The sequence below is a fragment of the Agrilactobacillus fermenti genome (assembly GCF_047943045.1).
Classification (GTDB): Bacteria; Bacillota; Bacilli; order Lactobacillales; family Lactobacillaceae; genus Agrilactobacillus; species Agrilactobacillus fermenti.
This window is the reverse complement of sequence record NZ_CP181347.1, coordinates 2,000,253-2,015,120: the sequence shown is the minus strand read 5'-3', so window position 1 is coordinate 2,015,120 and position 14,868 is coordinate 2,000,253. Positions and strand designations below refer to the sequence as shown.

Below are 14,868 nucleotides of genomic sequence, written 5' to 3'. Positions count from 1 at the left end.
AGGATTAGTCGGCGTAAGTGGCGGCTGGGGTTGCTAGATGAGATCTTCGCACCCCATTTAGCTGAAGTGGATTCAAATTTTCTGCGCCGATTGAAAAATTCAAATTTAGCCAATTCGGATGCGCGTAAAGCATTCAAGGGCTCACTTTTGTTTCCGGATCAAACGGATGAGCAATTTTTTAAGAAGTATCCTACCATCTACCATCTGCGGCAAGCGTTAATGACGGAGAAACATAAATTTGATATTCGTGAAGTTTATTTAGCGATGCATCATATCATAAAGTATCGCGGTAATTTTTTGAGTAATGCACCAGTAAGTCAGTTCTCAGTGAATGATATGGCTTTGGCTAGTCAATTTGAAAGATTGAACACATTATTTCAGAATCTTAAGATTGATTTTCAAATTGATGCTGCCAACGCAGTACAGATTAAAGCGGAACTGATTGATCAGAATACCAGAAGAATGGATCGTAAGAAATTACTAAAGCGTCAGTTAGCTGAATTTGCGTCGGATAAAAAGTTGGCAAAACGGCAACAAAGTATTGCGACCGAAATAATCAATGCCTTTTTAGAATATAAATTTAAGCTGAATATCATCTTAAATAAGGCAGTCGACGATGCGAAAGAATGGCAATTATCTTTTGCAGATGAAGCGTTCGATTCAAATCTAGATAAAATTTCGGATGACTTTAATAATGATGAATTAGAAATTATTGAAATTTTGAGAAATATCTGTGGTCAGGTCAAACTGACGACGATTGTCCCTGAGAATATGGGCTTATCTGAATCAATGATTGCCAAATATGACAAGCACCATAAAGACTTGGAAAAATATAAGCAACTGATTGATTCAGTGGATGCGAAACGAGCTAGTGCGTTAAAAACTGCTTATGCATTATATGTCAACTCGGTAGATGGTAAGAATGTAACTAATCAGGGAGACTTTTATAGTGATGTGAAAAAGAACTTAGATGATTCAGAGCTTGCTCAAGAGATTCTCGCTGATATCGAGTTAGAGCAGTTTATGCCTAAACAGCGGACGTCGGCTAATGGTGTCATTCCACATCAATTACACCAAATTGAATTAGACCAAATCATTGAAAATCAGCGCCAATACTATCCATTTTTAGCAGAACTTAACCCTAACAAAGCACGGCAGCAGACTGCAAAGTATAAATTAGATGAATTAGTTGCTTTCAGAGTGCCATATTATGTTGGCCCTTTGATAACGGCCGAAGATCAGAAAAAAACATCTGGTGCTGAGTTTGCCTGGATGCGTCGTAAACAAAGCGGCCGAATCACGCCTTGGAACTTTGATGAGAAAGTTGATCGTCAGGCATCTGCCAATGCATTCATTCGCCGAATGACCAATAAAGATAGCTATCTTATTTCCGAAGATGTTTTACCTGATGAAAGTTTACTCTACCAAAAATATAAAGTGCTCAATACTCTCAATGGCATTAGAGTGAACCATCAAAAATTAAGTGTGCCCGAAAAACAACAGATCTTTGAAGGTCTGTTTAAGCAACAAAATCATGTTTCCGTCAAAAATCTACAAAATTTTTTAGTCAGCTCTGGGAAATACCTGACGGCACCATTAGTTGAAGGACTGGCGGATCCCAAGAAGTTTGATAATACCTTATCAACTTATCATAAGCTAAAAGCGATTTTTCCAGATAAAATTGATCAAATGGATTATCGCGCTGACTTCGAAAATATGGTTGAATGGTCCACTGTATTCGAAGACCGCAAGATTTTTGTGGCGAAGTTAAAAGAAATTAAGTGGTTGAATGAGGCTCAAATTCAAGAAGTTTCTACCATGCGGACTCGCGGCTGGGGTCGATTCTCTAAAAAGTTATTAACTGGGATTCATAATGAGAACGGTGAATCGATTATGGATATTCTTTGGAATACGAATCAAAATTTCATGCAGGCTAAGTCTGATCCTGAAATATCGGCACAAATAAAAGCAGCCAACCATCAAACATTGAACAATGACGACTTAGAAGCTATTTTGGCAGACACTTTCACTTCGCCACAAAATAAAAAAGCCATTCGGCAAGTGATCAAAGTCGTTCAAGATGTTGTTCAGGCCATTGGGTATGCACCGGCAAAAATTGCCACTGAGTTTGCCAGAGGTAAGGATAAGAATCCGCAACGAACAAAAACTAGGTACGCTCAGATGCTGGCCATTTTCGAAGGCACCGCTAAAAATTTGGCAGATGAAACTTTAAGGTCTGAATTAAATAGATTTGCGAATAAAAGACAGCTTAGTGATCGGTATTTATTGTATTTTTCGCAGTTGGGGAAAGATATGTATACTGGAACACCGCTCGATATTGACAATATCAGTAATTATGAGATCGACCATATTCTGCCACAATCGTTTTTGAAAGATGATGAGCTAAATAACCGAGTATTGGTTCAAAAAGCTGTTAATAATGCGAAGTCAGACCGGGTACCACTCAAAGCATATGGTCAAAAAATGGGCAGCTTTTGGAAACAACTCGCAGATGCCGGCTTGATTTCCCAGCATAAATTAAAGAATTTATTAACTGATCCAGATGCCCTCAAAAAGTATGAAGTTCGGGGCTTCATCAATCGCCAACTTGTTGAAACACGACAAGTCATCCGGTTAACAGCTGAAATCCTGGATAATATCTATGCTGGTGAGGGGACTAAAATTGTTGAGATTCGCGCTCAATTGAATTCACAGCTACGCGCCCAATTTCATTTAGTCAAAGTCCGAGAAGTGAATGATTATCACCACGGCTTTGACGCTTATTTAACGGCATTGCTGGGGCACTACTTATATCAACGTTATCCTAAATTACGACCGGCTTTTGTTTATGGTGACTTTAGAAAGTTATTAGATACTGACGATCGTCAAGATCACTGGAACTTTAACTTTGTCGGTCAGTTAGCTACTAAAGCGCAAATTAAAAATATGGATGGTGCGCTGATTTGGGACAAGGCTAAAAATTTAAAGTTATTGCAGCAGATCTATAACTATAAATTTATGTTGATCTCGCATGAGGTTTCAGAAGAGAATGGCGCCTTATTTAACCAAACGATTTATCCTAAATCGCTGGCCGCTAAAAGTAAGTTGATTCCCATTGCTAAGGGGAAAGATCCTAAGCTCTACGGCGGCCATAGCAGTAATAACGATGCTTATATGGCAATTGTAAGTGTGAAGCATAAATTTAAAGTAGTCGGGATCCCTTTGCGCTTTTTACCTAAAATTAAGGCTGCTCAAGCAATCAGCCAGGAGGCTTATTTAGCTACGCTTAAGGAAGTATTAGCCCCACAATTCATGCGCCGAAAAAGGGGTTCTAAGGCGCAAGTCAGTGATGATTTCAAGGTCATCCTGCCGCGGGTTTTATATGGACAACTGATTATTGATGGCACTGATAAATATACCTTGGGTAGTGCTGCGTACAAGCACAATGCCAGACAGCTTGTTTTGTCTCCGAAATCATTACTTGTTTTGGACAAGCACCGGCGAGATACCGTTACCGATGACGCACTGATGGGTGTTTATGATGAAATTTTAGCAAAAGTCAATCAGTATTTTTCTTTATATGACACCAATCGATTTAGAAAGGGGCTCAATGACGGCCGTTCAAAATTTGCAGCCTTACCAATCAAAGATGTCTATACGGGCGATAAATTAGTAACGGTAGGAAAATTAACTGTGCTGACAAGAATTTTAATTGGGCTACATGCTAATGGAACAACAGCGGATCTTAAGGTATTGGACATTAAGACACCATTGGGAAAGATGCAAAGTGGCAGCGGCATCGTTTTATCTTCGGAAGCCAAGTTGGTTTATCAATCAATCACAGGCTTGTTTGAACGAAGTGTAAAAATTTCTGAATTGTAACAAAAAAGCGAGGTCGTCATTGTAACGATCTCGCTTTTCTAAAATATGTATGCCCATATAATGGGTCAAAAGGGAAAACTCTGCGCCAAGCGCTTTGCTTGATTTTAACTTAAGGATGTTAAATCAATAAGGTTAAGTGTCGGTAGCTATCCGACAACTTCAATATAACCTAATTTTAGAAGAAAGGCAAGTGACGTATTATGGGCTGGAGATCAGTTATTATTACACAGCATGCAAAGCTATCTTATTCCGCTAGGGCGCTGATCGTGCAGACAAGGGATGGCATCAATCAGATACCCATCGAAGATATTGATCTGGTACTTATTGAAACGACTCAGGCAGTTATCACGGCTGCTTTAGTCAGTCAGCTGGCAGAGAATCAAGTAAAAGTCCTCTTTACAAATGGGTCCGGTCAACCGATTTGTGAAACAGTGGGTTATTATCCCAATAATCGCACCAGGGAGCTGATCCTAAAACAATGTCATTGGGATAACGCACGCATCAAAACTATTTGGACTAAAATCGTTGAAAGTAAAATTAAACTTCAGATTGCCGTTTTGAAAATGCAGGACGAGGACGTCACACCGATAGCGGCAGTACTTGACCAATTGGAAATTGATGATCCAACGAATCAGGAAGCAGTAGCGGCGCGAAAATATTTTCCAATTTTGTTTGCGGATAAATTTTCCAGGCGTGATGGCTCAGCTATTAATGCAGCGTTGAATTATGGCTACGCAATTCTTTTGTCTTGCATTGATCGGGAAATTGCTGCCAACGGGTATCTTACTTTTATCGGCATTCATCATCATAGCAATGAGAACCAATTTAATTTGGGCTCGGATTTGATGGAACCATTCCGGCCGATTGTTGATTGGTGGGTCGTGAATCAGAAATTTAATGAATTAACACCTGATATCAAATATGGCTTGGTAAGACTACTAAATTTAGAAATTAGTTTTAATGGTAAGCACATGTTGTTGAGAAATGCGCTAACTGAGCATGTTCGAAATTGTTTAGCCTATTTAAGCCAAAGTAAAGATGCATTAGAGATAGAAATGGGGTTTTTAGATGAGGTATCGAATCATGCGATTAATGATCATGTTTGATTTACCAGTGGAAACAGCTGACGAACGTAGAAACTATCGCAAGTTCCGGAAGGCACTGATCAATGAAGGCTTCTTGATGATTCAGTATTCGGTTTACGTTAAAGTATGTGTGAATCGCAAGTCAGCTAAATTTGCGGAGGCCCGAATCAAAACCTACTTACCGCGAAATGGCTTGGTGCAATCGTTAATGCTGACAGAGAAGCAGTACAATGATATGCATTTTTTGATTGGCTGGGCGATGTGGCTGATGCTGAATTTAACGTCAAGAAATATGTTGACGCCGTTTCAAAAACAACAATGACAAAGCTCAATGAAACTGATCGGGTCAAGACGATCGCAGCCATCCAGGATTTATATAATGTCATTCAATATGATTTATTTATGGTAGATCTTCCTCTACAAGTTTCAATGGATCTTGACTTAAAAAAAGCAATCAACTTCTGCAAAGTCCACTTTGATACCGCTGTTTTGAATGATCCGTATGGTATAATTGAGTCAGTTATAAAGGTTCATCAAGAGTGCGAGCTTGGTAGTTATATTGCGTTAACCAATGTGGCACATTACTTGGATACACGTAGTTTCGCAGATTTGACCTCGCTAGTTAATGAAACGGGACTGTCGCTAGTTCTAATTGAATTCACAGAATTAAAGGCTAAGGTTTTTTATAAGAACTGTGAATTCACGTTTATTGATCAAGACTTTGTTGATTGGCAACCGTAAAAATGGTTTTTTGATGAGAAAAAAACGGTTTTAGAAGGATGTTAAATCAATAAGGTTAAGACCTGATATTCAAGTTATCGTTGATAAATAATGGTTTTAGAAGGATGTTAAATCAATAAGGTTAAGACCTTCTTGAATTGCTTCATCAAACACCATGTTGTTTTAGAAGGATGTTAAATCAATAAGGTTAAGACCTTTAAAGAAAGATTAGTTACATCACCATCAGTTTTAGAAGGATGTTAAATCAATAAGGTTAAGACCCTCAGTTAATCTTTCTAGCCCCAATTTTTGGTTTTAGAAGGATGTTAAATCAATAAGGTTAAGACCACATTATGATGAACAAACACACTTATCAATGTTTTAGAAGGATGTTAAATCAATAAGGTTAAGACCCACACGACTTAGCCAACGGTGTTGGTGTTAGTTTTAGAAGGATGTTAAATCAATAAGGTTAAGACCGAACAGTTGAAGTTGTATTTGCCAAGGGGCGTTTTAGAAGGATGTTAAATCAATAAGGTTAAGACCAACTTCAACACTGTTTTGATAATCAACGGCGTTTTAGAAGGATGTTAAATCAATAAGGTTAAGATCAGTATACGGATCATCTATTTAAAGATTTATTGTGAGGAGGGATCATATTGAATAATGCCGTGTTTCTATTAATTATAGTGTCAGTTGGTCTACTTTTGGTTGGCTATATCATCTTTATCTTTTATGCTATATTTAGTTCATTTAATAAAATTCAGCATAAATTAAAAAGTGACATTTATAACCGTGACACCGATTCAGCAATGAAGCGCAAGGCGGTACAGCTGCAAGAACAAGAATTACGTGAAAATCTTAAATTGAAGCGTCAACAAGAGCAAATCACAAGACATAGGTTAAATAATTTAAATACTTCTAATAGTGCCGATCAACCGGATCTTGATCGATGGTTTAATGACAATTAACGAATGATTGCTTTAACGACAACGAATATTACTAAATTGGCACACCTTTATGTTAATGATCAGGCTGAGCAGGATCTAATATCTAATATTATTGGTCAAGTTCAATCACTTAGTATTAATCAAGCATATATCACACGGGATGATCTGCAACATATTATTTATCAAAGTTCAATTAGTGATCCTAATCTAACTTCAGGACAAATTAATGATGTTTATCAACTGGTATTGGCACAATTTTAAGAAGTATTTTAATTGAGTATTTGGTATTTCAGCAGGATGCTAAATCAATAAGATTACGTGTTCTAAACAGGGCGGTCAGGATGATCTACCTTTAAACTAAGATGATTTCTATATAATAGGAAGAAAACAATTTGCCACACCAAAAAGGTTTGTCTGGGGGTTATCCCTAGGCAAGCCTTTTTATAATGTTATTCAAGCGTATACTTCTAAACTAACAAGCGATAAAGGGTTTGGTTCTCGTGCAGATCAATATAATTGGGGTCAAATTCATAGATACGTTGTAAAAGGCCTTTTAAGTTAGTAGCTTGTCCCAACAGAACACCGATCAATACAGGGCCGCTACCACTATTGACCTTCTTAGTATATTCAAATTTGGTAATATCATCGTCAGGATTTAAGACGCGATTGACGAATTCGCGTAGAGCACCAGCACGTTGGGGAAAATTTACCACAAAGTATTGCTGTAACCCACGATGCTGCAAGGAGCGTTCCTCAATTTCCTGCATACGATTAATATCGTTATTACCGCCAGAGATGACGCACACTACCGTTTTACCCTGAAGCTCGTCTTGATAATTCTCTAGCGCGGCGACACTCAAGGCGCCAGCTGGTTCAGCGACTAAAGCGACTTTACTGTACAACTCTAATAAAGTTGTGCTGACTTGGCCTTCATGAACTTGCACGAGTCGATCCACATAAGTCTGACAGGTGCGATAGGTCAACTCACCAACCGTACGCACAGCTGCACCATCGACAAATTTATCCATGATGCTGAGTGGCTCTGGATGACCCACAGCAAAGGCTTTAGCCATTGAAGCAGCGCCAGAAGGTTCCACACCAACCACGCGGGTGGAAGGACTCACCGCCTTGGTGTAAGTACTTAAGCCGCTAAGCAGGCCACCACCGCCCACGGCTGTCAGTAAATAATCCACGGAGAGCTGCTTTTCTAAGGCATCGGCGAATATTTTCACGGCAATGGTGCCTTGCCCAGCCATGGTATTTAAATTATCAAATGGTGCAATAAAGGTTTGTTGGTTGGCGGCACAGAATTCCTGAGCCGCTGAATTGGCTTCGTCAAAAGTATCGCCAGTCAGTTTGATCGTCACCTGTGTGCCACCGAAAAATTGAACTTGATCGATCTTTTGTTTTGGCGTCGTGGTTGGCATGAAGATGGTAGCCGGAATATGTAATTTGGCACTTGTCCAGGCCACGCCTTGAGCATGATTACCGGCACTAGCACAGACGACCCCTCGCTGACGTACGGCACTTGGGGTCTGACTGATGGCATAATAAGCACCACGAATTTTGAAAGAGCGGACGGTCTGTAGATCTTCGCGTTTTAAGTAGACCTGGCAATGATACTTTTGGGACAGATAAGCATTATATTGTAACGGTGTGTGACGCACGATAGGTTGCAACACCTTATAAGCAGCTAAGATATCTTGTTGGGTCAATTGTGTTTTTACTTTTGATGATTGCATCTAATCACATCCTTTGAATTTTTTTATAATTAAAAAGGGCTGCCTACCTGATGTAGACAACCCTTAAATTAACAAGATGGCTTCAACGGCCCATAAACATTTTGAAAATAATGTTTTGGCTCATGGTTTCAGCTGAACGTGTGAGTGCGCGGCGGACATTATAGCTATCCAGAATCGCAGTTGGTTTCAGCTGCTCGGCACCTGCGTAGTTAATATTAGGATTGTCGATGATCAAGTTAATGGCGATTGATGTTTGGATACTTTGAATCACCGGAATATCAATGTTCGTAATATTGCTAATTAAAATGGCGGCAATATTGTTATTTTGAATCACACGAATTCGGCCTTCCAAGCCAGCTAAACCGTAAATTGCGAAGCCAGTTAACTTCACAATAATTTGGGATTGGCTGTTTGAAACGCCTGCTAAAGCAGCAATCAATTTTGCTTCAAATATACGAATATCGTCTTGGCAATCAGCATCACTAATGATGACGCTTTGACAGCCACTGGCTATGAGTTCACCAACATAATGCGTGAGTTCGCTGGGAGTTTGGATATTAAAATCACCATCGGAGATGACAGCCATATCAGTGATACGGGCCATGTATTGAACATAGCTCACGTATGCCGCCGCCTCTAATGTAGTCGTTTTGCAATTGCCTAATAACTGCGCTGTCACCAAACTACTATCAAGATACACGTCCTTAAAGCCCTGAGATTCTAGATAATTGATCATAAGCGCATTTGATGCGGCTGGAATAATATGTGCTGACATCATAAAACATCCCTTTCTTAAGCAAAAACGCCCTTTAATCTTTAAATTAAAGGGCGTTTATCACGCGGTACCACCTTAGTTTGCAAAAATCAGTATCGACTTTTGCCTCATTGATCAGATAAACCTGATAAAGTCGCGAAGTGCATCTGATCGACTAAGATCGATGCGTGTGGTGTAACTTTCGATGAAAAACTTCTGTCTTGTTACAGCGACCCAAGACTCTCTTGAAGAAGTTGATCATTTACTCTCACCAAACTTGCTTTTAATTAATTTTTAATTTTAAGCTAATATACCAATTAAATATTCTTGTGTCAATTTTTATTTTAGGTATAAAATTTATCGGTCTATATTAGCTGTATCAGTGGATTAGACGGCCTTGATCACTAAAATAAGGCCATTTTAAGCTAGCAAATAAGGGAATTCCCCTATTTATTAAATTTGTGGTTGACAGATACGAAAAATGAGTATAGTTTATTTGGACATCAGCACGAGCAAATCTAATTCTAATTTTTAACTAATCGTTTTTGAACCAACTTCAAATTTATTTTTTATGAGTTATTCCCTTTTACATAGGGTATTTGTCCATAATGATTAGCGAGAGGATTCGAATTTAGATTTGCTTATCTGATGAATAAAATGTGAATATTATTTGAAATATTAAATAATAATTTCATTTTGATTTGAATTGTGACAAGTGAGGACACTTTACAGAAGGGATTGATGTGGCAGATGCTGGAGAAACAACCAAGTTCAAATTTAGAGTTATTAACTGGAGCAGAGATTTTGGTGCAGTCGTTGATTCAGCATCAGGTGGACTTATTATTCGGTTATCCCGGTGGCGCGATTCTACCTGTTTTTGATAGTTTTTACACAACTGCTTTCCATAATGTTCTGATTCGTCATGAACAAGCGGCAGCACACGCAGCTGAAGGTTATGCGAAAACGAGCGGCAAAACTGGGGTGGTCTGTGTTACAAGTGGTCCAGGTGCTGCGAATACATTGACGGGGATCGCGGATGCGATGCTTGATTCTGTACCGCTGGTTGTTTTTACCGGACAAGTTGCCACGTCAGCCATTGGCACTCATGCCTTTCAAGAGCTTGATATCGTTAAAATGGCGACGCCAATTACTAAAGCGTGTTTCCAAGTTACTTCGGTGGAAAACCTACCGACGATATTGGATCGAGCTTTTGAATTAGCTCAGGCCGGCCGTAAGGGACCCGTTTTAGTGGACTTACCTAAAGATGTGATGGGGACGAAATGCTATATCCAAAAGGATTGCTTAGCTCATCGACAGCCAAGGTTGGTATCTCAACCGGCTTTGTCGTTGGAACAAACCCAGCAAGTACAACTTATCTTGGTAAGCTTAAAAGCTGCTCGAAAACCTGTGGTGCTCGTAGGTGCTGGGGTAACTGCTGCTAAAGCCAGCGCCTTGCTGAGAACGTTTGTCACTCGTTGGCATGTCCCCGTTGTTTCTACCTTACTTGGGCTAGGTAATGTGCCAGTGACGAGTGATCTTAGCTTAGGTATGGCTGGGATGCATGGTCAATTTGCTGCTAACATGGCCTTGCATGAGTGTGATTTCTTATTAAACATTGGCGCGAGGTTTGATGACCGCTTAGTACCCAATGTGGCGAAATTTGCCCCGAATGCAAAGATTGCTCATGTTGATATTGATGCCAATGAGATTGGTCGCATTGTACCCGTGGATCTGCCCTTTGTTGGAGATGCCCACTTGGCCTTACAAGCATTGTTGCAAGCTGACCTAGCGCCAGAGTTCCAACAGTGGCAATCTTGGCTGCAGCTTTGTCAGCAAAGACATTTGGATCATCCTTACCATTATCATAAGGCTGAAGCCAAACTGAAACCACAAGAAGTCATTGAAGCGGTGGGAACGGTCACAAAAGGGCAAGCAATTGTTGTGACGGATGTGGGTCAACATCAAATGTGGGCAGCACAGTTTTATCCTTATCAAATGGCAAATCAATTAGTTACTTCTGGTGGATTAGGGACGATGGGGTTTGGCATTCCAGCTGCCATTGGGGCTGCTTATGCCCACCCTGATAAAACCATCGTCTTGTTTGTCGGCGATGGTGGGTTTCAAATGACGAGTGAAGAATTAGAAGTTCTGGCTATTGAGCAGTTGAATATTAAAATCGTCTTGTTAAATAATCAAACTCTTGGTATGGTCCGTCAATGGCAAGATGAATTTTACCAGCAGCACCATTCAGCTTCGATGTTCCCACAGCAGCCTAATTTTGAAGTCTTAGCAACTGCTTATGATATCAGTTATCAAACGTTACAAAAACAAGATGATTTGGTAGCCAAATTAGACTTGATTTTTGCGAAACCTGGACCGTTTCTGATTCATGTACCGATCCCAACGTTCGAACAGGTCTACCCAATGATCGCGCCTGGTCATGGCAATAATGAAATGATGGGCGTTGATGATTGATTACTTAACTGGTATCACGTTTAAATGTTTCTACATATGCTATGTATTAGACATTTGACTTGATCATATAAATTTCTATAAAAAAATATGGAGGCGTTAGTATGAAAGTAAAAATGTTGTACGACAAGGATGTAACCACCAACTATTTGGCAGGTAAGAAGATCGCTTTTATTGGTTATGGTGCGCAAGGTCATGCGCAAGCCAATAACTTAAGAGATTCTGGGTTTGACGTCATTGTCGGCGTTCGTCCCGGCAAATCTTTTAAGGCAGCCCAAACGGATGGCTTTGATGTTTATCCGGTTGCGGAAGCTGCCAAACAGGCCGATTGGATCCAAATGTTAACGCCAGATGAAGTCATGTCAGATGTTTATAAAAATGAAGTTGCGCCAAATTTAGAGGCTGGCAATGTTTTAGGCTTTTCTCATGGGTTTAATATCCATTACAAAGAAATTGTACCGCCTAAGGATGTTGACGTTGTCATGATGGCCCCTAAAGGACCAGGTAACTTGTGCCGTCGTACATACAAGGAAGGTTTTGGTGTTCCAGCATTATATGCGGCCTACCAAGATTATTCTGGCCATGCTGAAGATTTAGCCAAAGAATTCGCCAAAGCTAATGGTGCGGCGCGTGCCGGCTTATTAAAGACAAGTTTCAAAGAGGAAACAGAAGAAGATCTCTTTGGTGAACAAAATGTCTTAATGGGTGGGATCACAGCGCTCATTGAAACCGGCTTTGAAGTTTTAGTTGAAGCTGGCTATGCCCCAGAATTAGCTTATTTCGAAGTCCAACACGAAATGAAGTTGATCTGTGACCTGATCTATGAAGGCGGCTTTAACAAGATGTATGCTGATTGTTCCAATACTTCTGAATATGGTTCTTATGTTGTTGGGCCTAAAGTTGTTGGCCCTGAAGCTAAAAATGCGATGAAAGCAGCTTTAGAGAATATCCAGAATGGTAAATTTGCGAAAGAGTTTATGAAGGACTATCGCAATAACTTCAAAGGCTTATATGAAATGCGCCAACGTTCGGCCCATTCTAAGTTATCTGAAGTCGGTGAAGAATTACGCGCACATATGCCGTTTGTTAAAGAAGCCGATAAATATAGCACGCCGGTTGCTGAATAATCAAAGTACTTGTTTTTAATGGGTATCTAAATCGTTGTTGAAGCCCCCCTAAACTTTGACGAGATGAGTGCAGTCGAGACAATCGGCCGTTATCTTTAGTAGCCCAATTCGGATGATATTGTTTGGAAACAAGGCATGACCCCCAGAAGTTAGACTGAAAAAATCTAATTCCTGGGGGTCTTTATTTAAGACATATTTTTACAAAGTGGGTGAAAAAATGCATAAAATTTTAGAATTTCAAGATGTTTCGGTTACGAGAGGTCAAAGGGAGATCTTGCATCATATTTCTTGGACAGTCGCGGTGAAACAGAATTGGGCGATTTTAGGTTTAAATGGCGCAGGTAAAACAACGCTATTGAAGATGATTCACGGGGATCTTTGGCCAACAACAGGGCAGTTAGAAGTCTTGGGTGGTCAATTCGGCCATGTAAATATTCCTGAATTAAAGACCAGAATTGGTTGGGTCAGTACGGCACTCCAAGATCAACTCCATGCTTGGGAGTCCGTGGATCAAATTGTATTATCTGGTAAGTTTGCAACGATTGGTATTTACCAAGAAACCACGGCCGCTGAGATGGCGCAAGCGCGGCAGCTTTTAACTGATCTGGGGGGTGCCAAATTGCTGGGTAAGCCTTATGCGGTGTTATCTCAAGGCGAGCGTCAATTAGTTTTGATTGCGCGCGCACTCATGGCTCATCCCGCACTTTTGATTTTAGACGAGCCCTGTAATGGCTTAGATTTGTTTGCCCGTGAAGAATTACTGACTAGAGTTCGCCAGATTGCGCAGCAGCCAGATAGCCCGGCTTTATTGTTGGTTTCCCACTATACGGAAGAGATTTTACCAGATTTCGACCACGTTTTATTATTACGAAAAGGCCAAGTGATTCGTGCCGGCCAACGCGCTGATTTGTTAACCCAATCAGTACTGTCAGATTTTTACCAACATCAAATTCAATTGCAGGACTTGGCCGGCGAGCGCGTCGCTGTTTATCCTGGCTGAGATAGCTCTGTGTGTGTCGCTAAGGCATCAAGCGTGAAATAGTAATCCAATTAAAATGAGAGCAGCGACAACTTGAATGGTGCCGACCCCTAACCCATAGAGAACAAATTTTTTGCCGGCCTTGAGAAAAGCTGCCACGTTAAGACGTAGGCCAATAGCAGCTAATGCGATAATTTCAAACCAAGAACTTAAACTATGTGCCCCATAGCTAACAAAGTATGGTAGGGTTACTAAGCTGTTAATGCCACAAAAAATCAAGAAGCCAGCGACGTACCAAGGTAACCATTTACCTTTACTTTTAGGACTAGCGTTGCCGCTGATAATGGCATCTGTTTCTACTTGAGCTTGTAATTGTTTTTGATGCATGCGGCCAAAGATAAAAACTACAAAAACTAGCATCATGATGCGCATGATCTTAAATAATGTCGCAAATTGGACCGTTGCTTGGTTGATCATGCTGGCACTGGCAACAACTTGACCTACGGATTGCAACGTGCCGCCAATCAAAGCACCTTTAAGGACAAAATTATGACCATAAAATAAAATGCCAACGAATGGTAAAGTCAACATCAAGATCGTGCCTAGTAAGTTGACTAGGGTAATGACCATACCCTTATCATCTTCATCAGCTTCGATCACTGGTGAGATTGATGCGATAGCGCTGGAACCACAGACAGCGTTACCCCCGGCCATCATTAAAGTGACACCTTCACCAAAGCCCAGCTTGCGGCCAATAAAAATAGCACCGATGACGGTGATCGCCATTTGGAAAACAATGAATATCACACCGTGCCAACCAATATGGGTGATGGTTTGGACGGTGATTGTTGCCCCTAGTAGCATGACTGAATATTCAAGTAGTTTACTTTCAGAAAATTTAGTTCCTGCTTGTAAGATTGGTTGTTTCAAAATGGTATTGCCCAGTACAATACCAAGTAGGATGGCAATTGTTGCTGCCCCAAGGTTCGGCAAGAATTTCGCCACGATTTGAGCAAAAATTGCAACTAGTAAACTTACCAATAATCCTGGCAATACGACGCGTATTTTTTTCATAAATGATCCTCCGTTTAGTTGATATTAGTAGTTTAGCAAAGATGTTTTCATTGCGGAAATAAATAATTGTGATAGATTATATT

12 protein-coding genes and 1 CRISPR repeat array are annotated in these 14,868 nt (G+C 40.3%); of the genes, 9 read left to right on the top strand and 3 right to left on the bottom strand.

The genetic code is table 11. The annotated features are described in order from the left end of the window. Positions 1-3 precede the first annotated feature (3 nt). The 6 genes from cas9 (at position 4) to ACNAN0_RS10125 (ending at position 6,898) form a co-directional block, all read left to right on the top strand. A complete protein-coding gene (gene cas9, locus ACNAN0_RS10150; RefSeq protein WP_416354190.1) occupies positions 4-3,882 on the top strand; it encodes a type II CRISPR RNA-guided endonuclease Cas9 in 3,879 nt (1,292 codons plus the stop codon). A gap of 200 nt (positions 3,883-4,082) precedes the next feature. Next, positions 4,083-4,988 (top strand): type II CRISPR-associated endonuclease Cas1, encoded by a 906-nt coding sequence (cas1, locus tag ACNAN0_RS10145; RefSeq protein ID WP_416353196.1) that lies wholly within the window; start codon positions 4,083-4,085, stop codon positions 4,986-4,988. Continuing rightward, complete coding sequence (gene cas2 / locus ACNAN0_RS10140) at positions 4,966-5,289, top strand: CRISPR-associated endonuclease Cas2 (RefSeq protein ID WP_416353195.1); 324 nt, start codon at positions 4,966-4,968, stop codon at positions 5,287-5,289. The genes cas1 and cas2 overlap by 23 nt, the downstream gene beginning before the upstream one ends. Continuing rightward, positions 5,229-5,708, top strand: coding sequence for a type II-A CRISPR-associated protein Csn2 (csn2, locus tag ACNAN0_RS10135; RefSeq protein ID WP_416353194.1), 480 nt, complete (start codon positions 5,229-5,231; stop codon positions 5,706-5,708). The genes cas2 and csn2 overlap by 61 nt, the downstream gene beginning before the upstream one ends. 27 nt (positions 5,709-5,735) lie before the next feature. After that, positions 5,736-6,299: a CRISPR direct-repeat array (repeat unit 36 nt; unit sequence GTTTTAGAAGGATGTTAAATCAATAAGGTTAAGACC). Positions 6,300-6,346: 47 nt separating this feature from the next. Next, positions 6,347-6,658: a hypothetical protein gene (locus ACNAN0_RS10130; RefSeq protein ID WP_416353193.1), complete on the top strand. Its 312-nt coding sequence runs from the start codon at positions 6,347-6,349 to the stop codon at positions 6,656-6,658. Between the two features lie 3 nt (positions 6,659-6,661). Next, positions 6,662-6,898, top strand: coding sequence for a hypothetical protein (locus ACNAN0_RS10125; RefSeq protein WP_416353192.1), 237 nt, complete (start codon positions 6,662-6,664; stop codon positions 6,896-6,898). Positions 6,899-7,104: 206 nt separating this feature from the next. Here ACNAN0_RS10125 and ilvA read toward each other — a convergent pair whose 3' ends face one another. Both ilvA and ACNAN0_RS10115 read right to left on the bottom strand, forming a co-directional pair. After that, positions 7,105-8,379, bottom strand: a complete 1,275-nt coding sequence (ilvA, locus tag ACNAN0_RS10120; RefSeq protein ID WP_416353191.1) for a threonine ammonia-lyase IlvA — start codon at positions 8,377-8,379, stop codon at positions 7,105-7,107. Between the two features lie 82 nt (positions 8,380-8,461). Further along, positions 8,462-9,154, bottom strand: a complete 693-nt coding sequence (locus ACNAN0_RS10115; RefSeq protein ID WP_416353190.1) for a hypothetical protein — start codon at positions 9,152-9,154, stop codon at positions 8,462-8,464. 729 nt (positions 9,155-9,883) lie between these two features. Between ACNAN0_RS10115 and ilvB the strand changes: the two genes are divergently transcribed. The 3 genes from ilvB (at position 9,884) to ACNAN0_RS10100 (ending at position 13,732) form a co-directional block, all read left to right on the top strand. After that, the gene (ilvB, locus tag ACNAN0_RS10110) at positions 9,884-11,608 is read left to right on the top strand and encodes a biosynthetic-type acetolactate synthase large subunit (RefSeq protein ID WP_416354189.1); all 1,725 of its coding nucleotides are present in this window, start codon (positions 9,884-9,886) and stop codon (positions 11,606-11,608) included. Positions 11,609-11,709: 101 nt separating this feature from the next. Continuing rightward, entirely contained in the window at positions 11,710-12,732 is a 1,023-nt protein-coding gene (gene ilvC, locus ACNAN0_RS10105) for a ketol-acid reductoisomerase (RefSeq protein ID WP_416353189.1), read from the top strand. 217 nt (positions 12,733-12,949) lie between these two features. Then, entirely contained in the window at positions 12,950-13,732 is a 783-nt protein-coding gene (locus ACNAN0_RS10100; RefSeq protein WP_416353188.1) for an ABC transporter ATP-binding protein, read from the top strand. A gap of 27 nt (positions 13,733-13,759) precedes the next feature. On the opposite strand, the gene ACNAN0_RS10095 is transcribed toward ACNAN0_RS10100, so the two are convergent. Then, on the bottom strand, positions 13,760-14,785 hold the full coding sequence (locus ACNAN0_RS10095; RefSeq protein ID WP_416353187.1) for a YeiH family protein: 1,026 nt from the start codon (positions 14,783-14,785) through the stop codon (positions 13,760-13,762). Positions 14,786-14,868 lie beyond the last annotated feature (83 nt).